The following is a 26,155-nucleotide window of genomic DNA, read 5'->3' as shown; positions in this document are numbered from 1 at the left end:
AATTCCACAACAACGTCGATTCAAACGTCCTGGTGCATGTAGTATTCGATGAGCGCCTGTGTCCCGTTCTCACCGTATCCGTTCTCTTCTAAAATCGAATAGAGTCGGTATGCGAGCTCGAGGCTCGGCAGTTTGACACCTAACTCTTTCGCGCTCTCGAGGGCGAGCGCCATGTCCTTGATGAAGTGTTTGATGAAGAAGCCTGGGGAATAATCTTCGACGATCATGCGAGGCACCAGGTTTTCGAGCGTCCAACTGCCGGCCGCGCCCCCACGGATCGTCTGGCGCAATTGATCGGGGTCGAGCCCGGCACGCTTCGTGAAGGCGAGCAATTCGGCGTTGCCCATCATGATGCCGGCGATCGCGATCTGGTTGGCGAGTTTGGCGTACTGGCCGCTCCCGGCGTATCCCATCCGTTCGATCGCTTGCCCCATCGCTTCAAACAGCGGCATTGCTTTCGTGAACGCGAATTCGCCACCGCCGACGAGAACCGATAGCGTCCCGTTCTTGGCGCCGACATCTCCGCCCGTGACCGGGGCGTCGAGCGGGAGCAGGCTACGGTCGATTGCGGCTTCAGCGATTCGTTCGGCGAGCTTCGGTGACGATGTCGTCATGTCGATGACGAGTGTGCCTGGTTCGGCGGAGTCGAGAATCATCCCTTTACCGAAATAGATGCTTTCGACGTCTGACGGATAGCCGACGATTGTGATGACCGCATCGGCGTTTTGACACACCGCTTCGATGGAGTCACACCACGCCACGCCTTCTGCGAGCAGGTCGGCGGCCTTGTCTTTCGTCCGCGTGTACGCTTGGACGGTATAGCCTGCCTTCATTAAGTTTCTGACCATCGATTGACCCATGACGCCGAGTCCGATAAATCCGATTGTCTTCATTGTTGATTTCCTCCTAGTAGTTGCTGTTTAACGAGCCGTTCATATAATTCGTTGTCTTGAAGCAGCGTCTTGTGCGTACCGATTCCGCTAATGCCGCCGTTCTCGAGAACGATAATTTGATCCGCGTGTTGGACGGTCGAGAGGCGGTGGGCGATGACGAGCGTCGTCCGTCCTCTCATGAGCCGGTCGAGCGCCTCTTGGACGACACGCTCGGACTCTGAATCAAGGCTCGACGTCGCTTCGTCGAGCAATAAGATTTGCGGATCGCGGAGCAGCGCCCGGGCGATGGCGAGCCGTTGCCGTTGTCCACCTGATAAGCGGACACCGCGTTCGCCGATTTCGGTCTCGAGGCCGTTCGGCATCACCTCGATGAACGACCAAGCGTTCGCCATTTCACAGGCGTTTTGAATCTCGGTCTCAGTCGCGTCACGCTTCAGGCCGTACAAGATGTTTTGTCGGACCGTTCCCGAGAGGACAGGTGAGTCTTGGGCGACATAACCGATGACTTGCCGCCAGTTGTCGCGGCCGTACGAATCGATGTCGCGGTCGCCATAAAGGATACGACCCGACGATGGAACGTAAAACTGTTCGACGAGCGCGAACAGCGTCGTCTTCCCGGCGCCGCTCCGTCCGACGATCGCGGTCGTCGCCCCGAACGGCACGGTCATCGAGATGGCGTCGATGACCGGTTGCTCATCATAGCGGAACGTGACGTCCTCGAACGTCAGTGTCGACTGTTGGATATTTTCTGTGGTAGCGGCGTAACGTTCCGGTTCGACTGCGAGCAGCTCAGAGATGCGCTCGGTCGCGCCGCGAGCCTTTTGCAGGCGCGTGATGAATTCAGTCATCGTGATGAGCGGGGTGATGATTTGGAACAAGTAGAGCATGAAAGCGAGCAGCGCCCCGGTCGATAACGCCCCGGTCGAGACACGGTACGCCCCGAAACCGAGGATGGCGATCAGCATCGCCGTCAGTGTGACGTTCAAGAGCGGGATCAAGATCGCTTGAATTCGTCCTTCTTTCACACCGTAATTGAACAAGCGTTCAATCCGCCGGCTCCCTTCGGCGACTTCTTCCCGTTCGGTCGCCTGTGATTTGACGAGCCGGATCTCACCGAGCAGCTCGGCGAAAAATCCAGACAATCCGCCAAGTTCGTGTTGCGTCTTCTTGGCGATCGTCCGTAATTTCCGGCCGAGCGGGATGACGATCACGAGCGTCGTCGGGACCGAGAACAAGATGACGAGCGTCATCTGCCAGTCGAGCGTGAACAAGATACCGACGGCCCCGATGACCGACACGAACGACGTGAGCAGCCGGACGCTCTGTTCTGACAACAGCTGTTGTAGCGTCGTCGTATCGTTGTTCAAGCGTGAGACGAGGTCCCCCGATTTGACACCGTCATAGAACGGGATCGGCAATGCGACGAGGTGCTCCCATAACGTCGTCCGGAGATTGGCGACGACGCGTTGGCCGACAATATGTAGCCAATAGATGGAAATGGCGCTCGAGACGACTTGAACGAGAAAAGCGACGACAAAAATGGCGACGAGCCGAGCGTCGAGCACGGCCTCGCTCCAATTGTCGACGACTCGTTGCAAAATGAGCGGGATGGCGAGGGCTGCCATCGCTTGGACTAAAGAAATCAATACGGCACCGATAAACAATTGTTTCGGCGGTTTGGCGACTCGGAACAAGCGAAGGAAAGCTTGCCAAGTAGTTGTGGACTCCATCGAACGTCCCCCTTTCCTATTAACTGTCGCTGTTTCGAAAACAAGTGTCAAGACGTCGAACCGTTGCGGTGAAAAATGCTAGAATGGAAAAAGAGGTGAGAACGAATGAAATGGATACATACGGCCGATTGGCATTTAGGAAAAATTGTCCACGGCCGCCACATGACAGAAGATCAACGCATCATTTTATTTGAATCGTTTTTACAAATTGTCGACGAAGAGAAGCCGGACGCGATCGTCGTCGCAGGCGACTTGTACGACCGGTCCGTTCCCCCGGTTGAAGCAGTCGATTTGCTCGATGAGATGTGGAAAGCGATCGTGCTCGAGCGGAACATTCCCGTGCTCGCGATCGCCGGAAACCATGATTCGGCCGAACGGCTCCAATATAGTTCGAAGCTGTTGACGAAAGTCGGGCTCCATATCGTCGGGAAGTATGAGCCGGGTGCGGGACCGATCATCGTCGCGGGCATCCCGTTTTACTTGATGCCGTTTTTAGAACCGGCCCGGATCCGCTACACGCTGCAAGACGAGACGATCCGGACCCATCACGACGCGCTCACGGCCGTCGTCGAATCGTTCGGTTCCATCGATGCCCGAGCGGTCGGGATCGGCCACAGCTTCGTTGCCGGCGGTCTCGAGACCGACTCTGAGCGGCAACTGTCGGTCGGCACGGCCGGACAAGTCGCCAAAGGACTATACGAACCGTTCGGTTATACGGCGCTCGGCCATCTCCATAACCGCGACGCGCTCCGCGACGACAAGATCGCCTATAGCGGTTCGCTCATGAAATATTCATTCTCTGAGGCGAACCACGTGAAATCGGTCGACATCATCGAATGGGACGGAGGATGGACGCGCCGCCGTCGTCCGCTTCAAGCAAGACGCGACTTGCGCATCTTGACGGGCACGTTGAATGAACTGCTCGACCCGGTGTTCTATCAAGACGAGAAAACGGATGATTACTTGAAAATCGTCTTGACCGACGAGTCTGCGTTATTCGACCCGATGGCGAAACTGCGGACCGTCTATCCGAACATCTTGCATCTCGAGCTCGAGCTGTTGCGCCGCCAAGACGAGACGTCCCGCTTCGAGCGTGAGACGCTCGAACGGCAGTCGATCGAGGACGTCTATATGGAGTTCTATAAAGCTGTCCATGGCCGAGACGCCGATGAGACGGTACGACGATTCGTGGAAGGAGATGGACCGATATGAGACCTGAACGATTGACGATCACCGCATTCGGTCCTTACGCCGAGACGGAACAGATCGACTTCACACAGCTTGAAGGGCGCTCGATGTTCGTCATCAGTGGACGAACCGGCGCCGGCAAGACGACGATTTTTGACGCGATGACGTTCGCCTTGTATGGACGGGCAAGCGGTGCCCTCCGGAACGCCAGTGATTTTAGAAGCCAATACGCCGACCCGGAACGAAAGACGGAGATCGATTTCTCGTTCACGATTCGCGAGGAGCGGTACCGGATCGTCCGCCAGCCCCAACAACCGCACCCGAAAAATAAGACACCGATCCCTCATGAGGCCGTCCTCTATGAATGGGCGGACAGCTGGAAACCGCTGGCGACGAAAGTCGGGGACGTCGAGCAACAGATCGAATCGTTGCTGCAACTTGATTATGAGCAGTTCAGCCAAATCCTGTTGCTCCCGCAAAACCAGTTCCGCCAACTACTCGACTCGGACTCGATGAAGAAACAACAGATCCTCCAGTCGATCTTTAAGACCGAGGCGTATCGAGCGTTTCAAGAGAATTGGGTCGAGCGGTATGGCAAGTATCGGAAACAAGTCGAGTGGGCGACCGAGACGACACGCTTGAAGCTGCTCGAACTTGAAGACGATGACATCGAAACCGTCGCCGAGCGTAACTTGCCGGAGATTCAGGACTGGCTCGAGGCTAGAGAAGAGCGCCTGTTGACCGCGACCGAGTCGTTACGAGGCGAACGGGATATACAATCGAAACGGGTCGATGCGATACGGAGCGAACTCGAACAGGCGAACGCGCTCGTCCGTTTGTTCGTCGAACGTGACGAGCAGGCACGCGCCCTTGAACGCTACAAATCGGGTGAAGCCGACCGGGTGGAGCGCCGCCGATTGATTGAACGGTTGGAGGCGTCAAGCCGTGTCCGGCCGTTATACGATCGCTACTTGGCGAATCGACAAGATATCGAACGGCTAAATCATGATATCGACGGTGTTCAAACACGGTTGACACAATACGCGAGTAAACTAGACGAGCTCCACGCCAAGACGGAGCGCATCGCGTCTTCGAAGCAAGAAGTCGAGACGATTACCGCCCGTCTGAAAGCCATCGATGACATGCTTCCGTTCGTGGACGAATGGCAGACCGCCGTGACAGAGCGAGACGAGTTGAAACGCTTGACCGACCAACTCGCCGTCTTCAAGGACGATTCTCGTTTAACCGAACTGAGACGGCAGGAAGAGATGTTGTCAGCAGAGCTCGCACAGGAAACGACACCGAACCGTCTCGTCGAAGCTGAACGGAAGTATGACCGGCTCACGGCACACGCGCAACTCGAGGCAAGATTTCAAGCTGTAACGGAGCGGCTCGCATCGTGCGAGCGCAACGGCAAGGAAGCACAACGGCGTCACAAGGCCCAGTCGGATATCGTCGAGCAATTCATGCATGAAGAGCAGGCGTTATGGGCACAGAAGCTCAGTGCGACGCTCGTCGACGGTGAGCCTTGTCCCGTATGTGGATCGCGGACCCATGGGACGGTCGCGTCGCACGAGGTGACGAGTGACCAAGGCAATCTCGTCGCCGCGACGGAGATGCTGAAACAATATGAGGCGGCCTTGCACGAAGTGAGAGCGGACTACCGGGCGTTGAAGCAACAGGCCGAAGAAGTCCGAGACGAACTCGAATCGTCAAGACAGGCACTCGACTTGTCCGGGTCGGTTCAGGAGGCGACCGTTCTGCAAGAGCGACTCATCCGTTCGCTTCGAGATGAAGAGCGGGCGCGTGCTCAAGCGGAACGCACGTACCGCACGGTCATGACAGATCTAAAACGATTAGAGAAAGAGAAACGAGAACTGACGGAGCGACGGCAGCAATTGCTCGAGCGGTTGCAAGCCGTCCAAGAACGGCTCCAGGCGATGCGGCAACCGGACGCGGCCTCGCTGCAACAACTGCAAGCCGAACGTGACGCGCAATCGACGCGGCTCGACCGGCTGCAGCAAGTTATCGCGCAGTATGAACGCGAACTCGAGGACGCGACACGCTTGAAGTGGACCGAAACAGAACGTTTGCGGCTTCTGAACGAACGGCTCGACCTCGAGAAGAAACGTTTTGACCAGACCGAGACCGAGCTCGAGGAGTCGCTAGCGAAAAACGAATTGAGCCGTGACGTCTTTTTGACAAACGTCGAACAGATCGACACGTTGTCGTCGCTGCAAGAGCAACTCGCGGAAGAACAGGCAGACGGGATCCGCCTCGAACACGGCTTCAACGCATTGACCGACAAGATCGGTGATGCGGTCAAACCGGATCTCGTTCTGTTAAACGACCGATTGACGACAGCGCAGGCAAGTCTCGACGCATTGGCGGAACAACTCGTCACAGCGGACAGCCAATTGAAGCGCCATCGCCATGTCATCTCGGAATGGGACCGGCTTCGAGACCAGACCGCAGACGAGCAACGCAATCTCGAGACGGTCAAACTGATCGCCGACACGGGTCGTGGTTTGAACCCGCAGAAACTGACGTTCGAGACGTATGTACAGACCGCGTTCTTCGATCAGATTTTACATGCGGCCAACATTCATCTTGATCTGATGACGAGTGGGCAGTTCCAACTCGAGCGAAAAGTCGAGACGGCGAAAGGAAACGCAAAATCTGGACTCGAACTATTGGTCTTTGACGCCTATACGGGACAATCCCGACGCGTCCAAAACTTGTCGGGCGGGGAAGGGTTCAAAGCCTCGCTCGCCCTCGCGCTAGGGTTGGCCGAGGTCGTCCAGCAACTGAGCGGTGGTGTCAGTCTCGAGACGATGCTCATCGACGAAGGCTTCGGGACGCTCGACGCCGAATCGCTCGACCAGGCGATCGAACTGTTGATGTCGCTGCAGTCGAGCGGACGGCTCGTCGGTGTCATCAGCCACGTCCAAGAGTTGAAAGACCGCGTTGATGCGCGGATCGAAGTGAAAAAATCAAGAAGCGGGTCGACGATCCAGCTCGTTGTGGAGTGAAACCGATGAAACATATGGAAACAAGATCAAGTTTGGTCGCCCTGTTACGCGAGAGCGGCATTAAGTCGGGGGAATCATTATTCGTCCACAGCTCGTTATCCAAGCTCGGGTGGGTTTGCGGCGGACCGGAGGCGGTGATCGAAGCGTTACAAGACGTCGTCGGGCCGAGCGGGCTCATCATGATGGCGACTCAAAGCGGGGATAACTCCGACCCGGCCGAATGGGAAGCGCCGCCCGTCCCGAGCGAGTGGTGGGACGAGATCCGAGCCGAGATGCCTGCTTTTGATCAACGGAAAACGGCGACTCGCGGCATGGGCCGCGTCCCCGAGCTGTTCCGGACGTATCCGGACGTACACCGGAGCGAGCATCCGATGTGGTCGGTCGCGGCCTGGGGTCGTGACGCCGAGCAACTGGTCGCGAATCACACGACCGATATCGGATTCGGACCAGGGTCACCGATCGAAAAAATGATCGAACGAGACGCTCGTATCCTCCATCTCGGGTCGCCGCTCGATGCGACGACGTTATGGCACTATGCCGAATATGGAATCGACGGACCGGTGAAGCAGTTCGGTTGCGCCTTATACGAGAATGGCGAGCGGGTGTGGAAGACGTTCGAACATACGGACGTCAACAGCGATCCGTTCGGTGCCATCGGGGAGAACATCGTCAAGCGGGCGGACGTCAAGACGTTCGTGATCAATGAAGCAACGTGTTACTTGATCCCGGCGTCGACATGGGAGCCGGTGCAACACGCCTTGATCGCGTTACGGAGCTGGCTCCGATGAAACGATCTGGCAATATTTTGAAGATGAAGGAGAGTCGGGCGATGAGTCGATGGGGGAAATATATAGGAATTGCGGTAAGTGTCGTGGTGATCGTCGCCATGTTGGCCGTCGTCGGCATCTCGACCCATATCGGCGACCAATTGACGTCGCCGGTGCGGGAGACGCTGACGTTCACGCCAAAGGCGCTCGGCATCAAATATGAGAACGTGACGATCCAGGCAGAGGACGACAACGACCTGTACGGCTGGTGGATCCCTCATCCGACGCCACGGGCGACGATCGTCTTCGCCCATGGTTATGGGAAAAACCGCGAGCAGTCCGACTTGCCGCTGAAAGAACTCATCCCTGAGTTCCATGAGCAAGGCTACCAGTTTTTGACGTTTGATTTTCGTGGCTCGGGCATCTCGGAAGGCGATCGCGTGACGGTCGGGGCGAAAGAACAGACGGACCTGATGGCCGCCATCGATTTTGCGAATGAGCGGACGGATGGACCGATCGTCCTATACGGCGTATCGATGGGAGCGGCGACGGCACTCGTGACAGCCGATGAGATGGATGTCGCGGCCGTCATCGCCGACAGTCCGTTTAGCGATCTTCGCGGTTATCTCGAGACGAATCTGCCGATATGGAGCGATTTGCCGAACTTCCCGTTCACACCGGTCATCATGACCGTGACGCCGTGGTTCACTGGCCTTGATGCGGATATCGTGAAGCCGATTGACGATGTCGCTCAAATCGAGGCACCAGTGCTATTGATTCATAGTGAAGGAGACGACGCCATCCCGGTGAGCGAGAGCGAGCAATTGGCCGAAGCCGGGAATGAAGTCGAGTTGTGGGTGACGGAGAATGATGGCCATGTGCAGTCGCACCGTTCGTACCAAACCGAGTACCGCCAGACCGTCTTCGACTTTTTAGAGCGCGTGTTGTAAGTGTGGAGTCTAGGGGAGACCTAGACTCTTTTTGCTTGACGGAATAGAACGCAGTCGATGTGAGAAAATGCGGTGTTTACCAGTGATATTAAAGGTAAAACGGAGAAAGGTGTGAGCGGATGGCGATTATCAAGAATCAAGAATTATATATCAAGTTGTTTCCTAGGAAGTATGCAGAAACTGGGGATGACCCGTTCATTGCTTCTTTGTTACACATCGAGATTCAGAATACAATCGTCTTCGATTTTTACGGTTCCCTGCTCCTAGAGTCGGAGTATGAGGATTTATTGGGTCGTATGGAATCGATGTTGAGCGGTTCGTTGAAGCGGGTTGTTCTGAATCCGGTCGAACCCTATTTTGTGTTGCGAATCGAAAAAGATTATGATGAGCTGTACAAATGGGTATTCTATAACAAGCTTGGACTGAAGCGGATTGATGGGTTGATTGTCACGAAGGAAGAGATGGTAGAATTCCATAGACAGTTGCAACAAGAGATGACCGGAATCTTGCCACCACCGTTTCTACCTTGACTCTTGAGGACGAGACATCGATTATTTTTGTAAGAATATTACGTATGCTTGGAGGAATTGCAATGGAAGAAAAAACAGAACAATTTGTGAAAGCAGTTTACGCGACCGTTGTACAAGATGGGCTTCACGACTATAAAAAGATGTATGAGGACGAAATAACATTATCAGATTCTGATCCATATACTAATGCGATTCACATGTATCAACAGATGGATGCTGAACGACAAAAGTTGATGATGCATCTGATTGAAGTCGTCATGGTGGACACGGTCTCACACGTCTTCGGATTGATTGACGGTAGCTCGACATTGAATGATTCAGACATTGAAGCGACATTATTACTCGATGATGTCGATACGGAAGGGGAGCTGCAAGATTCTTTCATTGGCTACTTGCACGAAGAAAACTTGTATCCGTAATCGATTCAAAGTTAATTCTAGGGGCGCATGAAGCGCTCCTTTTTTGATATGATTAGTTATGAAAAGGAAAGAAAGAAGGGACTACCATGGATGTAATGGCATTACTATCGTTTCTACTACTCGGAACGCTCATCGGGATTTTGAGCGGATTCTTCGGCATCGGGGGCGGGATATTACTCACGCCGCTCTTACTCGTCTTCGGATATGAAGCGAGTGCGGCCATCGCGCTCAGCTTGATGCTCACGCTCGGGTCGACGACGGCGGGTACGATTTCACATCTCAAACTGAAAAACGTCAATCCAAAACACGCCCTCTTGATCGGGGCGTTCGGGGTCGTCGGGACGTGGGTGGCGACGCCGCTCGTCTTTTACTTAGAGACTCTCGACGGGGCGAAGCCGGTCATCTCGCTCGCCTACATCGCGCTACTCACATACTTCGCCGTCTCGTTTTTCCGTTCGAAGCAACATGAGGAGGGAAGTATCGGATCGGAATCGGTGCCACGACTCGGTTTTATCGGTCTGTTCGGCGGATTCATCTCGTCACTCATGGGCGTCAGCGGCGGGTTCGTATTGACCCCGCTCCAAGTCAAACTGCTCAACACCGAGATGAAACGGGCTGTCGGGACGAGTATCGCCGCGGCGTTCCTCATCGTCGTCTCGGGCGTGATCAATTACGCGGTCGCCGGTGCCGATACGAACTATTGGCACGGTTTGGCGCTTATTGCCGGTGCGATGATCGGTTCGCCGATCGGGGCTAAGCAGTTACAACGGTTCAGTTCGCAGCTCGTCAAGAAAGCGCTCGGCGGATTTTACGTCGCCGTCGCTATCAGCGTCGCCCTTAACTTGCTCGGCTTCAATGACATCTCGCTCGGACTGCTCGTCGTCCTGGCGCTTTCGTTCATCGTCGCACTGTTCATCCGGCCGCGACGAAAGAAATGACAACAAAACCCCGTCCGTGGACGGGGTTTTAGCGTCTAGAAATATGATCAATGTTTTCTTGGATTTCGCCGACTTTGCTCTTCGCTTCACGGAGTCGTCGTTCGAACGCCTCTGTGTCGCGTTTCTCATCACGCGATTCATCTTTGCCGCGCTTTGGTCCTTTTGTGGAGCGATGGAGATGGGTCGCTTTCATCAAGCGTTTTTTAAACGTTGAGTCGCTCATAAGGACACCCCCCTTCCATACTATATAAGTTCCACATAAGGAAGAAGGCGAAACGTTTGAACACTCACGAAGCAAGTAAACGTCGGACTTGCGAATTTGCCGAGACTTTGACGGCGATGGCTGCGGCGAGCACCGCTTTAATGACGTCGCCGAAGATGAACGGGATGTTCACTTTAAGCGCATCGATAAACGATAGACCGAATACGGCTTGGAGGCCGAGGCTGCCGACGAGATAGACGAAACCGAGACCAATCAACAGGTTGTAGGCAACGAGGGCGGGGAAAGAGCGATATCGTTCTGACAACCACCCGATCAAGTAAGCGGCAATCGGGAACGCAATCAAATAACCGACCGTCGGGCCGACGAACGGGGCCAAGCCGCCGGAACCGCTGAGGACCGGGAGACCGATCATTCCGAGAAGTAGATAGACGACGACGGCGAGTCCGCCTTTTTTGGCACCGAGAATGGCGCCGATTGTCATGATGCCGAGCATTTGCAGCGTGATCGGGACGGGTCCGATCGGGATGGCGACAGAACCGATACTAGCCAGCAATGCGGCACCGATGGCCACTTGTGTCAAATCATGAATCTTCATATGTAAACCTCTTTTCTGTTAACGTTGACTATGTATAGGTTAACATCTAATGATTTACGTTGGCAAGCATAAAATGAGCACCTGGTCATGATTGGCCAGGTGCTTTCGTGTCAACTCGTTGGTTGATGAAGTTTGGTGGCCGCTTCCGTAAGTTGCGTCCGTACCGCATCGAAGCCGGTCCCACCGTAGCTATTCCGGCGTTTGACGGCCGTGACCGGTGAGAGTGCCTCGTAGACGTCAGTCCCGATCAAAGTGGAGTGGGTTTGATACGTCTCTAAAGGAAGCTCTGACAAGTAGAGGCGCTGCTCGATACAGTAGCGGACGAGCGCACCCGTCACTTCGTGGGCCTCGCGGAACGGCAGTCCTTTCGCGGTCAAGTAGTCGGCGAGTTCGGTCGCGTTCGAAAAATCGCGCTCGGTCGCTTGTTTCATCGTGTCAACGTGGAACGTCATGTCTTGAATCATGCCGGTCATGATGCTCAAACTACCTTGAAGTGTCTTGACCGTGTCGAACATACCTTCCTTGTCTTCTTGCAAGTCCTTGTTGTAAGCGAGCGGTAGACCTTTCATGATCGTGAGTAGACCCATCAGATTACCGATGACACGACCCGATTTGCCGCGGACGAGCTCGGCCATGTCCGGGTTTTTCTTTTGCGGCATCATGCTCGAACCGGTCGAGAACACGTCTGAAATCGTGATGAATTTGAATTCTTCGCTGCTCCACAAAATAAGTTCCTCGCAAAATCGTGACAAGTGCATCATCAGGAGTGATGCGTTCGACAAATATTCTAAGATGAAATCACGGTCGCTGACCGCGTCGAGGCTGTTCGGATAGACCCGACTGAAGCCGAGCAGCTCGGCCGACAGATGACGGTCGATCGGGAACGTCGTCCCGGCGAGCGCACCGGCACCGAGCGGACTCATATCGATCCGTTTCAAACTGTCACTGAAGCGTTCCTTGTCACGGTCGAGCATCCAAAAATAAGCGAGCAAATGGTGGGCGAGCGAGACCGGTTGTGCCCGTTGCAAGTGAGTGTAGCCCGGCATGATCGTCTCGACGTTGTTTGCCGCATGCGTATAGAGCGCCGTCTGTAGTGCTTCAATGCCTTCGATCGTCTCACCGACGCGACGCTTCAAATACAGGTGCATGTCGGTCGCGACTTGGTCGTTTCGACTGCGCGCCGTATGCATCTTCCCGGCGACCGGACCGATTTCCTCGCGAAGTAACGACTCGAGGTTCATATGGATGTCTTCATGGAACACGCTGAACGACAGCTCGCCGGCTTGTGCTTTCTCAGCGAGGGTGTTCAGACCGCCGATGATCTGTTCGGACTCGTCAGCGGTTAAAATGTGCTGGTCCCCGAGCATCGTCACATGGGCGATGCTCCCTTCGATATCTTCTAGCACGAGCTGGGCGTCGAAATGGATCGAGGCACCGAACTCGTCGACCCATTCGCTCGCTGTCTGCTCGAACCGTCCCCCCCATAGTTTACTCATGGGGCATCAATCCTTTCTCGGCCAATACTTCGGCCTGGACTTTTGTCGGTAGGCCCCAAAGTTTGATGAAGCCGACGGCAGCCTGTTGGTCGAACGTATCGGCTGACGTGTACGTGGCAAGTTGTTCATCATAGAGCGAGATCGGCGACTTCCGCCCGTCGACGATGGCTTGACCTTTGAACAGTTTCATCCGCACCGTTCCGGTCACCGTCTGTTGTGTCTCATCGATGAAGGCGAGGAGTGCTTTCGTGAGCGGTGAATACCACAGGCCGTTATAGATCGTCTCGGTCAATTTCTGTTCGACGATCGGCTTGAAATGGGCGACTTCACGAACGAGCGTCAACGCCTCGAGCGCGTGGTGTGCCGTGATCAACGTCATTGCCCCGGGTGCCTCATACACTTCACGCGACTTGATACCGACGACCCGGTTCTCGATATGATCGATCTTGCCGATCCCGTGGGCGCCGGCGGCGATGTTCAATTGTTCAAGGATCGACGTGAACGTCGCTGGTTTCCCATCGAGGGCGACCGGGACGCCTTGTTTAAATTCGATCTCGACGTAAGTCGGTTCATGCGGCGTATCCTCGAGCGGTGCCGTCAATTCATAGGCACTCGCTGGCGGAGCTGCCCACGGGTCTTCGAGGATGCCACACTCGACGGCACGCCCCCAAATATTTTGGTCGATCGAGAACGGTTCTGCTTGAACAATCGGAATCGGGATATCGTGTTTGGCGGCGTAGGCGATTTCTTCTTCCCGCGACCATTTCCATTCCCGGACCGGTGCGATGATTTCGAGCGACGGGTCGAGCGCGTGGATTGATACCTCGAACCGGACTTGGTCGTTGCCTTTGCCAGTACAGCCGTGAGCGACAGCGACTGCTCCTTCAGCTTGTGCGACCTCGACTAGCTTTTTCGAGATGAGCGGCCGTGATAAGGCGGAGACGAGCGGATAGACACCTTCGTACATCGTGTGAGCCTGCATCGAGTAACGGGCGAAGTCATTGACGAACTCATCAACGGCATCGATGACGACTGATTTGACGGCGCCGACCTTGAGCGCTTTCTGTTGGATATGCTCCAAATTTTTGCCTTCCCCGACGTTCAAACAACAAGCGATGACGTCATACCCTTGTTCGTTCAACCATTTGATGGCGACCGAAGTATCCAATCCACCTGAATAAGCTAATACGAGTTTTTGTTTCATTTCGTTGCACCCCTTATACATAATTATTCATCTGTTTTTATAAATATACAACTTACATTAAAGGATGCTGGGGTGGAAAGCAATGGTTTTCCTAAAAAAAAAAGAACCACTTATGAAAAGTGGTTCGTCACTGAATGATCTCGAGTTCTGGCATCCATTGTTTCATATGCTCGCTCGTCTCGTTGAATAGCTCAGGTTTGGCGGACTGGAGAGGGACGACCTCGAAATGGCCCGCGCTCGATTGCCGTGTGAACGTCGGATAGAACATCGGGTTCGTGAGCTCAAACGTCGATTCGCCGTCGATGGTCGTCTTGACGATGTCGATACCGACGATGCCGCCCGTATTCCGCTCATCGCCTTGCTGGCCAGACAAGAAGTTTCCGAGTGAGTAGGCGACGAACGTCCGATTGCCTTCAGCGCCGTCGACCCAGGCCGTCGGTTGCAGGACGTGCGGATGATGGCCGATGATGATGTCGACCCCGAAGTCGGACAGTTGTTGGACGAGTGTTTGTTGCGATTCATTCGGGAGCGGCTCGTACTCATTCCCGAAATGGAGAGCGACGACGGTCAGCTCGGCGATTTGCTCGGCCGCCTCGATATCTCGTTTCATCGCTTCGACGTCAATGTAATTGACGTGATACGGCTGCTTCGGTACGACACCATTCGTCCCATACGTGTAGGCGAGAAACGCGAACGAGATGTCGTTCGCGGTCAGCGTCCGGACGTTGGCTTTGTCCTCTTCAGATAAGAACGAACCGGTATACGGCATATCGATTGAGTTCCAGTAGGCGATTGAATTCTCAATCGCTTTCACGCCGCGGTCGAGCGTGTGATTGTTCGCTGTCGTCACGAGGTCGATGCCTGCTTCTTGCAACGCATCACCGATCTCGTAGGGGCTATTGAAGGCGGGATAACTCGACAATCCGATGTCACTGCCGCCGATCATGCTCTCTTGGTTGGCAATGGTAATGTCGGCCTTGGACATCGCGGACGCAACTTTTTCAAACGCGGGGGTGAAGTCATAGCCGTCACCGCTCTTGGCGGCGTCATAGACGGAGTCGTGCAACAAAACATCGCCGATCGCGTAAATGGACGTCGTCGTCACGACCGGTTCAGGTTCTTCGGGCACGGTATCAACCGGTTGTTCGGTCTCGACCGGCGGATTCTCAGCTTGCTCGGGTTGCGTTGTTTCGACATCGGCTGAGGTGCAGCCGAACAGGAAAAGGAGGGATAAAAACAGGGCAGGTTGTTTCATCGGGATCACTCGTTTCAAGTGAGTGGTCACTTCCTTTCGTCTAAGGTTGAACATGTATACTAACGAGTTCGACAAACGATTCAAATTCCCTTTCACCACGACAAAAAAGTACCGGGGTCACATGTCCCGGTACTTGAATAATTTAGATGCCTTCTTTTGTCAAGATTTGTTCCATCTGTTCAAACTCGTTCGTGATTGTCGTGCTCGGTGGCGGTGTCATCAAGCTGACGACATAGATGCCAAGCGCCGACAAGAAGAACGCTGGAATCATCTCATACAGTTCACCGACGGTCCCGAACCAGTCGCTAGCGAAGTTCTTCCAGACGATGACGACAAATGCACCCGTCAACATGCCCGCGAGTGCGCCTTGGCGCGTCGTCCGTTTCCAAAACAAGCTGAACAAGATGAGCGGGCCGAACGAGGAACCAAAACCGGCCCAAGCGTAGCCGACGAGGTTCAAGATCGTATCATCGGCACCGAAGGCGAGCCAAATCGAGACGACCGAGACGAGAATGACGGTGATCCGGCCGACCATGACGAGTTCACGGTCACCTGCCTGTTTGCGGAAAAACTTTTGGTAAAAATCGGTCGTCGCCGCACTAGACGAGACGAGCAACTGCGACGAGATGGTCGACATGATGGCGGCAAGCAGTGCCGCGAGTAACACGCCCGTGATCAAGTCGACGAATAATAGGTCTGATAGATTGATGAAAATATTTTCTGGATTGTCGATCTCAAGTCCTTGCTGCGTGTAGTAGGCGAGACCGATCAATCCGGTCGCCATCGCCCCGACGACGGTGAAGAGCATCCACGAGATGCCGATCCGGCGGGCGGTCTTAATATCTTGTAATTTTTCGATAGCCATAAAGCGGACGATGATATGCGGTTGTCCGAAGTAACCGAGCCCCCAGGCGAATAGAGACACGATCCCGATGAACGATTGGCCCGTCCATGGATCGAGCAGCGCCGAATCGATACCATCGATCGTTTGGAGCGCGTTCGAGACGCCATCTGTCGCCGTGATCGCGATCGCCGGGACGAAGATGAGCGCGAACAACATGATCAGTCCTTGGACGAAGTCCGTCCAACTGACAGCGAGAAACCCGCCGATGAACGTATACAGGATGATGATCGACGCTAAAATCAAGACGCCCGTCACAAATTCGATGCCGAAGACGGCGTTGAACAAACGGCCGCCGGCCACGAATCCGCTCGTAGCGTACAGTGTGAAGAAAATCAAGGTGACGGCGGCTGAGAACGTCCGCAGCGTTCCCCTAGAATCTTTGAACCGTTTTTCGAAGAAGTCTGGGATCGTGATCGCATCTTCTGACAAATACGAATACGTGCGTAAACGCGGAGCGACGAGGAGCCAGTTCAAGTAGGCCCCAATCGTCAACCCGATGACGATCCACCCACTCGAGAGACCGGTCGCGAACATGGCGCCCGGCAATCCCATCAGTAGCCAACCGCTCATGTCAGATGCCCCGGCCGACAAGGCGGCTACGCCTGGGCCGAGCCCTCGTCCTCCGAGCATATAATCACCGATGCTCTCTGTACGGCGATAGGCGACGACGCCGAGTACGACCATGAGCACCATGTAAATCGTGATGGAAACTAAAATCCCATTCATGTAACAGCCCCCTCATTCATTTGTGAAAACGTTTTCAAAATCTATATCTTATACCTTGACAAGATTTTGTCACAAAATTGAATCGGCTGCACGTTTATTTTCCATCATTGACTAAAATAACAAAAAATCATTTGGCGGGGCAGTCGATCAGATGGTCATTGACGAGACCGGTCGCTTGCAGATGGGCGTAAACGGTCGTCGGACCGAGAAATTTAAAACCACGTCGTTTCAAGTCTGTGCTCAAGCGATGCGATAGCTCCGTCGTCGCCGGAACCTCTTCGACCGACGTCCAGTCGTTGTTGATGACCCTTCCGTCGACGAAGGACCAGATGTACGCATCGAATGTACCGAACTCGTTCTGGATCTCGAGAAACCGTTTGGCGTTGTTGATCGACGCTTCAATCTTGCGGCGATTGCGGACGATTCCATTGTTTGATAGCAGGCGCTCGATGTCGACATCGGTATAGTCTGCGACACGCGTGACATCGAAATCGGCATACGCGCGTCGATAGTTCTCACGCTTCCGTAAGATGGTGATCCAGCTGAGTCCTGCCTGCGCGCTCTCGAGCGTCAAACATTCGAAATGTTTCTTGTCATCGTGGACCGGTTGGCCCCACTCCTCGTCATGATATCGAACGTAGTCCGGGTCTGTGCCGCACCAAGGGCAGCGTGACGTTTCTTCCATGTTGCTTTCATCTCCTTTTCGTTATCGATTCATTTTAGCACGTCAGAACGGTTTTCGATGTTCATTGACGGGTATAATACGTCATATTGGAGGTTGATGGATTTATGCGAGATTGGATGATCAGTATCATTGAACAGTACGGTTATTTCGGCATCGCGTTCATGATCTTTATCGAGAACGTGTTCCCGCCGATCCCGTCAGAAGTCGTCTTGCTGTTCGGTGGGTTCTTTGCGGTCAAAACAAATTTGATCGTCTGGGTCGTCGTCTTGGCGGCGACAGTGGGCGCCATCTTAGGAGCGGTCTTGTTGTATGGCATCGGATTATATTTAGACGTCGAACAGATTGAGCGGTGGACGAAGCGGCACGGGAAGTGGATCCGGCTCGATATCGATGACGTCCGAAAAGCGGACGCTTGGTTTGACCGCTATGGCGGCTGGATGGTCTTTTTTGGTCGGCTCATGCCGGTCGTCCGGAGTTTGATCTCACTGCCGGCCGGTATGTCGAACATGCCGTTCTTCAAGTTTTTGCTGTTGAGCACGGCCGGAACGGTGATCTGGAATTCGGTTTTGATTTATATTGGAATTCGGGTCGGGGAGAACTGGGAATCGATCTTAGGCTATCTCGACGTGTATTCATACGTGATGTACGCGCTTCTCGTCATCGCGATCATCGCTTTCGTCGTGTGGCGGAAGCGACGGAAACGGAAACAGTCGAACAAAGCGTCGTCGGTTTGATGGCAACTAAAAAACGGGTCCTCCTAAGAGGGCCCGTTATTTTTGAAGTTCAGGATGGTCGTTCAAAATCTGTTCGCGCAACTGCTTCATCCTCGTGATGATTTGCGAACGCGTCTCCCGGAACGCTTCGATCGGCTGACCGGAAGGGTCGTCGAGCCCCCAGTCGGCCCGATATGTCGTCGGTACGTACGGACACTCGACCCCGCAACCCATCGTGATCAAATAGTCGAGCCGGTCCGGGATATCGTCAAGCCGTTTCGGGTGTTGACCCGACGGATCAAGACCAATCTCCCGGACGGCCTCGAGCGCGAGCGGCTTTACTTCCGGATAATCTTCCGTGCCGGCTGAGTGGACGCGGGCGATATCTCCGAGCACATCGCGTCCGATCGCCTCTGCCATTTGAGAACGGCATGAGTTATGAATACATACAAATGCAACTTCAACCATGAGTTTTCAGTCTCCTTTATCGGTTTGGTCAGGTTTTCTATCAGTTTCCTCGGGCAAGACTCTTTTGAGCGTCTGCTCCGTCTTCGCCGCTAAACTTTCAGAGAAGCGGAACAAGACGATGCCGACGATGGCGGAAACGAAAATGTATAACCCGACGAACAAGTTGATGGCACCGTTCGAGAGGGCGGTGAAAAGAATCGAGAACTCGCCTCGAGGTGCGAGCGAGAAACCGGCCTCGTTCGCTTGAACCCGCGTCAATCCGTACAGCCTGCCGCCGACACGGCCGACAATCCACTTCGACAGCACGCCCCAGACGATCAAGACGAAGAAGAGCGTGTTGATGATCACTCCTTGCTCGAGGTTGATCGAGATTCCAAATGAGATGAAAAAGATTGGCAAGAACAAATCACGGACCGGCACGGTCAGACGTTTCAACGGTCTGACGTCGTGAATGCCGGCCAACATGATCCCGGCGATGAACGCTCCGAGTATCTCCGATAACCCGAATATCATGCCGATGCCCGCGAAGAATAAGATCAAGCCGATCAAGCCGATGCTCGCATCGTCCTGACGTAGCAGGTGCTTCGCGATCTTCGGTTGTTTCGTGACGAAGCGTGAGCCGACAAACAACAAAACACCGAACACGAGAAAACCGACGAACACTTTGCCGATGTCAGAGAAAGCAATCGGTTCGTCTTGAATGATGAACGGAGCGACGGTCAAGATGAGCGGCGCGAAGATGTCTTCAAAGATGAGCAAGGCGAGCACGAATTCTTTAATGTCCTCGTGCTTGTCCGAATTTCGCTCGAGCAGTTTGGCAGAAATCGACGAGCTCGTCGCGTAAAGGACGGCACCGATCAAGAAAGCCTGTGGAAAATCGAGCCCGAACAGCAAAGCGATGCCGATGGTGACGCCGAACGCGAGCACGATGTCTAGAACGCCTGCTTTCCAGACTTGTTTCATCCGCTTGACGAGCTCTGTTAACGGGAACTTCAGTCCGAGCAAGAAAAACAATAAGATAATCCCAATCTCACCGGCGACCTTGAACACTTCGTTCCCATCCCAGAAGAAGCCGACGGCGACCCCGATCGCAATAAACGCCAATATACTCGGGAAGAAGAGTCGCTCGATGATGAGGCTAAGAACAGAGATGACGGTCAGTCCTAAACCGAGTAAAACGATAATATTCAATAGTTCCATACGTCACCCCTTTATGACGAGTCGCCGTCCACAGCGACTAGTCTTGATTCCACTGGTACTCCATGCCGACCGATTCTGGCCGCGAATAGTCAAAACCGAAATGCTTGTATAGCCCGTCAGCCGGGATGTCGGCAATCAAGCTGATGATGGCCGTCTCGTCTGCTTCTTTCAAGATCCAGTCCATCAAATGTTCCATGATCAGCTTCCCGAGCCCAAGGCCTTGGCAATCCGGGTCGACGACGATATCGGCCAGATGGAATACCATCCCCCCATCCCCGACGACTCGGCCCATGCCGACCATCTCATCGTTTCTATATAGGCACACGCCGAATAGCGTGTTGGCGAGTCCTTTGATTGTCCCTTTGTCTGAACGCTTTGGCATTCCGGCCTTGACCCTGAGCTGTTGATGTTGCTCCGGTGTCGGTGTTTCAATCCGTACCTCGACTTCGTTTACCATAAGATGAATCCCCCTCCACACAAGTTGTAAACATTTTCCCGCTATATTGAATTCATAAACCTTGATTTCCCGGCGCTTTTGTCCGAATAATGAAAGAAAATGGAAAGGGTGTGGGGGCACATGTTTGAGAACCAATCGATTTTGCCCGCGCTTCGGGATATGCGGGACGTGGAAATTTTTCTAAAAAGTGAATTCGTCATCGGTGTCTTGCTCGAAATCCACATATCGCGTCTCGATGCGGTCTTTCAGTTGCTTGAGACGCACGGCAAAAAGGTCTTCGTCCATCTCGATTTGATCCAAGGATTGAAGGCCGACGAGTTCGCGACCGAATATATTTGTCAGTCGTATAAACCGTATGGCATCATCTCGACGAAAGGGAATGTGATCCTAAAGGCGAAACAAAAACAAGTCAAGACCGTGCAACGCCTATTTTTGATCGATTCAAGCTCGCTTGAAAAAAGCTACCGGTTAATCAATCGGACGCAACCTGATTACATCGAGGTCTTGCCGGGACTCGTCCCTAAATACATTCGGCTCGTCAAAGAACGGACGGGGATCCCTGTGTTCGCGGGCGGCTTGATTTCGTCGCTTGACGAAGTTGAGCAAGCACTCGCGGCTGGAGCGACGGTCGTGACGACGTCCGATCAAACGCTTTGGCGTGCGCCAGGACTTAAGTAAGCACATTCCGGGTAAATGATTTCGAGGAGGGATAGACGATGAAACAGACAATGATCATTACAGGAGTCAGTCAAGGGATCGGTTACGCGCTCGCGCATCATTTTGCGGAGTCTTATCACGTCATCGGACTCGACATCGGAGAGGATCCGTTGCTTCGTGATGTGACGTTCATGCAGATGGATTTAGGCAACCATGAGGACGTGTCGAACACTTTCAAGAAGATTGGACAAGACTTCGGTGTCGCACATATCCTCATCAATAATGGGGGCGTGTCGTCACTTGAGACCCCGATCGAAGAGTTGGACGTCGAGACGTTTAAACACGTCATCGATGTCAACCTTGTCGGGACGTTTGCTTGTTCAAAAGCATTTTTGACGCTAAACGAAGGGGCGGAGTATGGACGCATCATCAATCTCGCTTCGACGCGTGCGCACCAAAACGAGCCGGACTGGGAAGCGTACGGAGCGTCAAAAGGCGGGATTGTCGCGTTGACGAATTCGATAGCCGTCTCGCTCGCGGCTCGACCGGTCACGGTGAATGCGATCAGCCCAGGTTGGATCCATACGTCCGACGAACCGTTGCGAGACGTCGATCACCGTCAACATCCGTCGGGCCGGGTCGGTACGACGACAGATATTGTCCGTGCCGTTACGTACTTGATCGATCCGATGAACGATTTCGTGAACGGACATAACCTCGTCGTCGATGGTGGAATGACAAAGAAAATGATTTACGAGTCTTGATGAAGTTGGCTGATAGGACGATTACCCTATATTTTAAATGCGGAAGTGAGTGATAAGTCCTAGTCATGGGTATAACAGGAAGGAGTGAGTAAACAAATTTGAAGGGGGAAACGTCGTGCACCAGCTGATCGAAGAGGCTTTGCGCTTTGCGGCCGTCCGTCATGACGGGCAGTTTCGCAAAGGGACAAACATTCCGTATGTAACCCACCCGGTCGCCGTCTCGATGTTGCTCGTCGAAGACCGGCAGCCGATTCCGGTCGTAGCGGCGGGACTGCTCCATGACTTACTAGAAGACACGCTGACGACGGCCGAGGAGATTGAACAACAGTTCGGACGAGAAGTCGCCCGGTTAGTCCAAGCCGTCTCGGAACCGGGGAAGCATCACTCGTGGGAAGAACGTAAGCGGATGACGATTCAGAAAGTGCATACGCTCCAGTATGACGAAGTTGCGCTTCTAGCGGCAGACAAGTTACATAATCTGCGCTCGATCCGACTCGACATTGAGCGTGAAGGCAAGCAGGTGTGGGGACGGTTCAAGCGACCGCTTCGTGATCAGTCTTGGTACTATCATGAGCTGCTCCACGCGCTCCAACCTTTTAGTCAGACGACAAGTTTGATCGAAGAGTTTGAGATTGAATTGAATCTGCTGTTCTACGGTGTCGAAGAAGACCGTGACGAGAAGCTGAACAAACTGTTCGATGTGATCGGCCATGGGTTCCACGAAGACGATTGGCTCCAAGAGTCGTCGACGCTTTGTCAAACTGCTTACGAGTTGAACGAGTCGATGCGGGAAGGCTATCGTCATGGCTCTGAAGCGGAAAGGCTTGAACTCGAAACGTTGAAAGACCAACTGCAAGACAGCGGTCTTAGACAAGACTTGTCAATTCCCATCTTGCAAGCAATCAACGAATTATCTTACCGGGCCGCGCTCCGGTCTGAGGACGTCATCACGTTGTTGAAGTGAAATGATTGTCAAGTGACCTTGAACGTGTTATATTCGTCGTGAACATGAGAAGGGGAGTAGCGACCACGAACGTGGTCGATGGGTCGTCATTACGGTGCGTATGCACTCGGTCCATCGAGCTTCTTACCAAGTCCGCAAGACCTTTTTATGGATGCTTTTTTGGCGTCCATAAAAAGGTCTTTTTGAATTCATGAAAAGGGGAGAAAAATCTACATGGTATTTATTTATTTTATTTTGGCCGCTGCGATTACAGTGTATGCTGCCATAAAATTATCGACGTACGCTGATGTCATCAGTGAGAAGTCAACGATGAGCGGGATGCTCGTCGGGACGGTCTTGCTTGCGGGTGCGACGTCACTTCCGGAAGTGACGACGAGCGTATCCGCCGTCTTGATCAACAACCCGGATATTGCGATCGGGAACATGCTCGGTTCGAACTTGTTCAACATCTTCATTTTGGCAATGTTCGATCTATTTTATCGTCAAAAGCGATTGTTCAATGACGCGAGTCGAGACCATCTATATACAGCCAGTCTCGGATTGATGTTGACGCTCGTCACGATGGTCGCGCTCATCGTCCGGATTGATTATACAGTACTAGGAATTGGCATTGACGCGATATTAATTGCCGTCTTGTATGCGATTGGGATTTATTATATCGGGAAGCGCCCCCAAGAGCCGACGGCCGAACGAGAAGTCGAGCAAGAAGTCGGTGCGAGTGTCACGGATACGATTTCAGTGAAACAAGCCGGCGTCGGGTTCGTTATCGCGGCACTCGTCATCATGGCTGCCGGGACGGCGCTGTCGATCACGGGTGACCAGATTGCTGTCGTCACGGGACTCGGCTCAAGCTTCGTCGGTAGTTTCTTGATTGCGGCGTCGACGTCGCTGCCTGAAGCGGTCGCGGTATTCGTCGCTTTGAAACTCGGTAACGTCAACTTGGCGTTCGGCTCGATCTTAGGGAGCAACATCTTCAACATGCTCATCATCGCGATGTCGGACGTATTTTATCAGAACGGGTCGATTTTAGCGGATGTGTCGGCATCGCACTTGGTCACGGCGATCGGGATCACGATCCTATCGATCTTGGTCATGTACAGCGTGCTTCGCAAAGAAGTGACATCGAAAGTCAGATACGCCATTCCTTCGATTCTCGTCGTGTTCGTCTACGCCGTTTCTTCATATCTCATCTTTACCGGATGAATCATCAACTCGTCAATTTGACGTGATGGCATAACGCCATCACGTTTTTTTCTTGTCCCGGTATCACTTTCGTCTGACTGGGGTATAAGAGGAGGGAAGGAGGGGTGACGATGCAAGTGCATGCCGTGGAACGTTTAGACGACTATGTCGTATTAATACCGGCCTATAACCCTGATCAGGCGCTCGTCACGCTGGTCCGGGAGTTGAAGGACAAAGGGTTCGTCCATGTCATCGTCGTGAACGACGGCAGTGCCGATACGTGCCGTGCCGTGTTCGATGACGTAAAGCCGGAAGTTTCGACTGTGCTCGAGCATGAACAAAATGCCGGCAAAGGCGCAGCGCTAAAGACCGGGCTCCGCCACATCGTCGATGCGTACCCTGAGACGACCGGCGTGATCACCGTCGATGCGGACGGACAACATCTGCCGGCGGACGTCCGTAACCTGTACGATGAAGGGGTGAAGTGGCCGCATCATCTGATCATGGGCTGTCGTGATTTCTCGTCGCCTGCGATTCCGTTCCGGAGCCGGTTCGGCAATCAAATGACGAGATTTGTCATGTTGCTCGGCAGCGGTCTCCGTCTGAACGACACACAGACCGGACTGCGGGCGATTCCGCTCCGCTATGTCAAGCAACTGATCGATATTCCGGGCAACCGCTATGAGTTCGAGATGAACATGTTGACGTTCACGAAACGATTGCAAGTACCGATCCATCAAACACCGATCGAAACGGTATACGTTGACGAGAACGCGTCCTCACATTTTCGTCCAGTCATCGATTCGATTCTCATTTATCGCATGTTTTTGGCCTATTCCTTATCATCAGTCGCTTCATTCTTAATGGACATCGGCGTCTACGCATTGTTGATCTTCTTATTGAATCCATGGTTCGAAACAGTCCATGTCATCGTGGCGACGATTTTGGCGCGTGTCGTGTCCTCATTATTCAACTATTACGTCAATCGGAAAGTCGTCTTCAAATCGACAGCGAAGCGCTCGATGTTGAAATACTTTGGGCTGGTCGCTGTACAGATGGCGCTGTCGGCGAGTCTCGTCTACGTGTTGTTCCTGCTGTTCCGGGACGGTGAGGTCATCCTCAAGGTCGCCGTCGACAGTGTATTGTTCGTATTGAGTTACTACGTCCAAAAAAGATGGATCTTCAAACGCTAAAAGGCCCGACAGCTGTCGGGCCTTTCGTCAATAAGCGAGCGTTCCGAGTTTGACTGACGTGTAGCGGTGCAACTCGCGCACGTCGGCGATCCCGGTCTTGATCATCATGTCGCGTATGAGCAGGGCGCAGACGCGGGCGTCCTCGGCGGCATCGTGGTGGATGAACGGGACGTTCAAATGCTCGGCCATCGTATTCAACTTATGGTTCGGTAGCCCCGGGTAGAGCTTGCGGGACAACTTGACGGTGCAGCCGTATTCAATCGTCGGGAAAGTGAACAAGTCGTACTTGGCGATCGCCTTACGGAGCGCACCCATGTCAAACGCGGCGTTATGGGCTATGACGACGTCGACGGCGTTCAATGTCGGATAGAGCTGTTCGAGCACTTCGGGCAATGTCGGGGCATCCCAGACGTCGCTTGGGCGAATTCCGTGGACGCGAATATTGCCTTGGTCAAAGTCTTCCTCAGGATTGACGAGCAATTGGTTCGTCTCGACGACTTCACCGTCTGTCAGTAGACTCCAACCGACAGAGCAGATGCTCCGACTGTCGCGATTGGCCGTCTCGACGTCGATTGCTAGAATAGAATGTGGCATAAAAGTTCCTCTCTTCGTTAAAAATCTGTACAAAAAAAGTCTAACACAAGGTTAGACGGTAAAGCGATCATGCGGCCGAGAGATGCCGACACGCCTCGGCGCAGCGCAAGCAAGCCTCAGAGCAACGTTGGCAATGGTCGTACAAGTGACGCCCGCATTCGACGGCACACGTATCACACACTTGCGCGCAGAGCGCCGCGATCGGTCTTGTGAACGCCGAGTCGGTTTCGAGCGCGTTCAAGGTGAGTGTGGCGACTTCGGCACATTCTTTCGTCAACCGGATACATTCCGAGACCATCAGCAGGTCTTCTTCTTGTAAACATTTCGAGAAGCAATGGTTGCTCGCCCGGATACAATCGATCACGGCCAAAATCGTCTCTTCGACAGAGGTTCGGTTCATTGGAAGTCCCCCTTAAGATAAATGATGT

27 protein-coding genes are annotated in these 26,155 nt (G+C 53.6%); 13 read left to right on the top strand and 14 right to left on the bottom strand.

The annotated features are described in order from the left end of the window. Positions 1–20: 20 nt before the first annotated feature. Both EVJ22_RS00725 and EVJ22_RS00720 read right to left on the bottom strand, forming a co-directional pair. Entirely contained in the window at positions 21–893 is an 873-nt protein-coding gene (locus EVJ22_RS00725) for an NAD(P)-dependent oxidoreductase (protein ID WP_071397614.1), read from the bottom strand. Continuing rightward, the gene (locus EVJ22_RS00720) at positions 890–2,623 is read right to left on the bottom strand and encodes an ABC transporter ATP-binding protein (protein WP_071397613.1); all 1,734 of its coding nucleotides are present in this window, start codon (positions 2,621–2,623) and stop codon (positions 890–892) included. The genes EVJ22_RS00725 and EVJ22_RS00720 overlap by 4 nt, the downstream gene beginning before the upstream one ends. 105 nt (positions 2,624–2,728) lie before the next feature. Between EVJ22_RS00720 and EVJ22_RS00715 the strand changes: the two genes are divergently transcribed. From EVJ22_RS00715 to EVJ22_RS00685, 7 genes are all read left to right on the top strand, one after another. Continuing rightward, entirely contained in the window at positions 2,729–3,835 is a 1,107-nt protein-coding gene (locus tag EVJ22_RS00715; protein WP_131442900.1) for an exonuclease SbcCD subunit D, read from the top strand. Next, positions 3,832–6,843: an AAA family ATPase gene (locus tag EVJ22_RS00710; protein ID WP_131442898.1), complete on the top strand. Its 3,012-nt coding sequence runs from the start codon at positions 3,832–3,834 to the stop codon at positions 6,841–6,843. The genes EVJ22_RS00715 and EVJ22_RS00710 overlap by 4 nt, the downstream gene beginning before the upstream one ends. Before the next feature lie 5 nt (positions 6,844–6,848). Next, a complete protein-coding gene (locus EVJ22_RS00705; protein ID WP_071397610.1) occupies positions 6,849–7,631 on the top strand; it encodes an AAC(3) family N-acetyltransferase in 783 nt (260 codons plus the stop codon). A 41-nt stretch (positions 7,632–7,672) separates the two neighbouring features. Beyond that, positions 7,673–8,560: an alpha/beta hydrolase gene (locus tag EVJ22_RS00700; RefSeq protein WP_071397609.1), complete on the top strand. Its 888-nt coding sequence runs from the start codon at positions 7,673–7,675 to the stop codon at positions 8,558–8,560. A 119-nt stretch (positions 8,561–8,679) separates the two neighbouring features. After that, a complete protein-coding gene (locus tag EVJ22_RS00695; protein WP_071397608.1) occupies positions 8,680–9,090 on the top strand; it encodes a hypothetical protein in 411 nt (136 codons plus the stop codon). Positions 9,091–9,152: 62 nt separating this feature from the next. Next, positions 9,153–9,509, top strand: a complete 357-nt coding sequence (locus EVJ22_RS00690) for a hypothetical protein (RefSeq protein WP_071397607.1) — start codon at positions 9,153–9,155, stop codon at positions 9,507–9,509. 95 nt (positions 9,510–9,604) lie between these two features. Further along, entirely contained in the window at positions 9,605–10,447 is an 843-nt protein-coding gene (locus EVJ22_RS00685) for a sulfite exporter TauE/SafE family protein (protein ID WP_131443276.1), read from the top strand. A 28-nt stretch (positions 10,448–10,475) separates the two neighbouring features. Here EVJ22_RS00685 and EVJ22_RS00680 read toward each other — a convergent pair whose 3' ends face one another. The 7 genes from EVJ22_RS00680 to EVJ22_RS00650 all read right to left on the bottom strand — a co-directional run bounded on the left by EVJ22_RS00680 (position 10,476) and on the right by EVJ22_RS00650 (position 17,535). Beyond that, positions 10,476–10,670 carry a hypothetical protein gene (locus EVJ22_RS00680; protein ID WP_016510851.1) on the bottom strand — a complete coding sequence of 65 codons (195 nt, stop codon included), beginning with the start codon at positions 10,668–10,670 and terminating at the stop codon, positions 10,476–10,478. A 64-nt stretch (positions 10,671–10,734) separates the two neighbouring features. Next, the gene (locus EVJ22_RS00675; RefSeq protein WP_016510846.1) at positions 10,735–11,265 is read right to left on the bottom strand and encodes a biotin transporter BioY; all 531 of its coding nucleotides are present in this window, start codon (positions 11,263–11,265) and stop codon (positions 10,735–10,737) included. Positions 11,266–11,375: 110 nt separating this feature from the next. Next, on the bottom strand, positions 11,376–12,761 hold the full coding sequence (argH, locus tag EVJ22_RS00670; protein WP_131442896.1) for an argininosuccinate lyase: 1,386 nt from the start codon (positions 12,759–12,761) through the stop codon (positions 11,376–11,378). Then, positions 12,754–13,965, bottom strand: coding sequence for an argininosuccinate synthase (locus EVJ22_RS00665; RefSeq protein WP_070327175.1), 1,212 nt, complete (start codon positions 13,963–13,965; stop codon positions 12,754–12,756). The genes argH and EVJ22_RS00665 overlap by 8 nt, the downstream gene beginning before the upstream one ends. A gap of 127 nt (positions 13,966–14,092) precedes the next feature. Further along, positions 14,093–15,220: a CapA family protein gene (locus tag EVJ22_RS00660; protein WP_131443274.1), complete on the bottom strand. Its 1,128-nt coding sequence runs from the start codon at positions 15,218–15,220 to the stop codon at positions 14,093–14,095. A gap of 142 nt (positions 15,221–15,362) precedes the next feature. Next, positions 15,363–16,850: a sodium/proline symporter PutP gene (gene putP / locus EVJ22_RS00655; protein WP_131442894.1), complete on the bottom strand. Its 1,488-nt coding sequence runs from the start codon at positions 16,848–16,850 to the stop codon at positions 15,363–15,365. A 127-nt stretch (positions 16,851–16,977) separates the two neighbouring features. Continuing rightward, positions 16,978–17,535 carry a DNA-3-methyladenine glycosylase I gene (locus EVJ22_RS00650; RefSeq protein WP_131442892.1) on the bottom strand — a complete coding sequence of 186 codons (558 nt, stop codon included), beginning with the start codon at positions 17,533–17,535 and terminating at the stop codon, positions 16,978–16,980. Between the two features lie 104 nt (positions 17,536–17,639). Here EVJ22_RS00650 and EVJ22_RS00645 point away from each other — a divergent pair, with 104 nt between their 5' ends. Then, a complete protein-coding gene (locus EVJ22_RS00645; protein WP_131442890.1) occupies positions 17,640–18,269 on the top strand; it encodes a DedA family protein in 630 nt (209 codons plus the stop codon). Positions 18,270–18,305: 36 nt separating this feature from the next. Here EVJ22_RS00645 and EVJ22_RS00640 read toward each other — a convergent pair whose 3' ends face one another. Genes EVJ22_RS00640 through EVJ22_RS00630 form a run of 3 tightly spaced genes read right to left on the bottom strand, consistent with a single transcriptional unit; the run spans position 18,306 to position 20,373 of the window. Then, entirely contained in the window at positions 18,306–18,716 is a 411-nt protein-coding gene (locus EVJ22_RS00640) for an arsenate reductase ArsC (protein WP_131442888.1), read from the bottom strand. Positions 18,717–18,722: 6 nt separating this feature from the next. Then, complete coding sequence (locus EVJ22_RS00635) at positions 18,723–19,916, bottom strand: cation:proton antiporter (protein WP_071397604.1); 1,194 nt, start codon at positions 19,914–19,916, stop codon at positions 18,723–18,725. A gap of 37 nt (positions 19,917–19,953) precedes the next feature. Further along, entirely contained in the window at positions 19,954–20,373 is a 420-nt protein-coding gene (locus EVJ22_RS00630) for a GNAT family N-acetyltransferase (protein WP_070327182.1), read from the bottom strand. A gap of 120 nt (positions 20,374–20,493) precedes the next feature. Between EVJ22_RS00630 and EVJ22_RS00625 the strand changes: the two genes are divergently transcribed. From EVJ22_RS00625 to EVJ22_RS00605, 5 genes are all read left to right on the top strand, one after another. After that, positions 20,494–21,051 carry a glycerol-3-phosphate responsive antiterminator gene (locus EVJ22_RS00625; RefSeq protein WP_071397603.1) on the top strand — a complete coding sequence of 186 codons (558 nt, stop codon included), beginning with the start codon at positions 20,494–20,496 and terminating at the stop codon, positions 21,049–21,051. Between the two features lie 38 nt (positions 21,052–21,089). Then, positions 21,090–21,794, top strand: a complete 705-nt coding sequence (locus EVJ22_RS00620; protein ID WP_131442885.1) for an SDR family NAD(P)-dependent oxidoreductase — start codon at positions 21,090–21,092, stop codon at positions 21,792–21,794. Positions 21,795–21,909: 115 nt separating this feature from the next. Then, positions 21,910–22,758, top strand: coding sequence for an HD domain-containing protein (locus tag EVJ22_RS00615; protein WP_071397601.1), 849 nt, complete (start codon positions 21,910–21,912; stop codon positions 22,756–22,758). 213 nt (positions 22,759–22,971) lie between these two features. Next, positions 22,972–23,961 carry a sodium:calcium antiporter gene (locus EVJ22_RS00610; protein ID WP_071397600.1) on the top strand — a complete coding sequence of 330 codons (990 nt, stop codon included), beginning with the start codon at positions 22,972–22,974 and terminating at the stop codon, positions 23,959–23,961. Between the two features lie 110 nt (positions 23,962–24,071). Further along, entirely contained in the window at positions 24,072–25,133 is a 1,062-nt protein-coding gene (locus EVJ22_RS00605) for a bifunctional glycosyltransferase family 2/GtrA family protein (protein WP_071397599.1), read from the top strand. A gap of 27 nt (positions 25,134–25,160) precedes the next feature. Here the strand turns inward: EVJ22_RS00605 and EVJ22_RS00600 are convergent, their stop codons facing one another. Both EVJ22_RS00600 and EVJ22_RS00595 read right to left on the bottom strand, forming a co-directional pair. Next, positions 25,161–25,727, bottom strand: coding sequence for a 3'-5' exonuclease (locus tag EVJ22_RS00600; protein ID WP_071397598.1), 567 nt, complete (start codon positions 25,725–25,727; stop codon positions 25,161–25,163). A 67-nt stretch (positions 25,728–25,794) separates the two neighbouring features. Further along, complete coding sequence (locus EVJ22_RS00595; protein ID WP_071397597.1) at positions 25,795–26,127, bottom strand: four-helix bundle copper-binding protein; 333 nt, start codon at positions 26,125–26,127, stop codon at positions 25,795–25,797. Positions 26,128–26,155: the final 28 nt, after the last annotated feature.

Source organism: Exiguobacterium sp. SH0S7, assembly GCF_004337195.1.
GTDB lineage: Bacteria > Bacillota > Bacilli > Exiguobacteriales > Exiguobacteriaceae > Exiguobacterium > Exiguobacterium aurantiacum_A.
The sequence above is the reverse complement of the archived record's forward strand: the minus strand, read 5'-3'. Positions and strand labels throughout refer to the sequence as shown.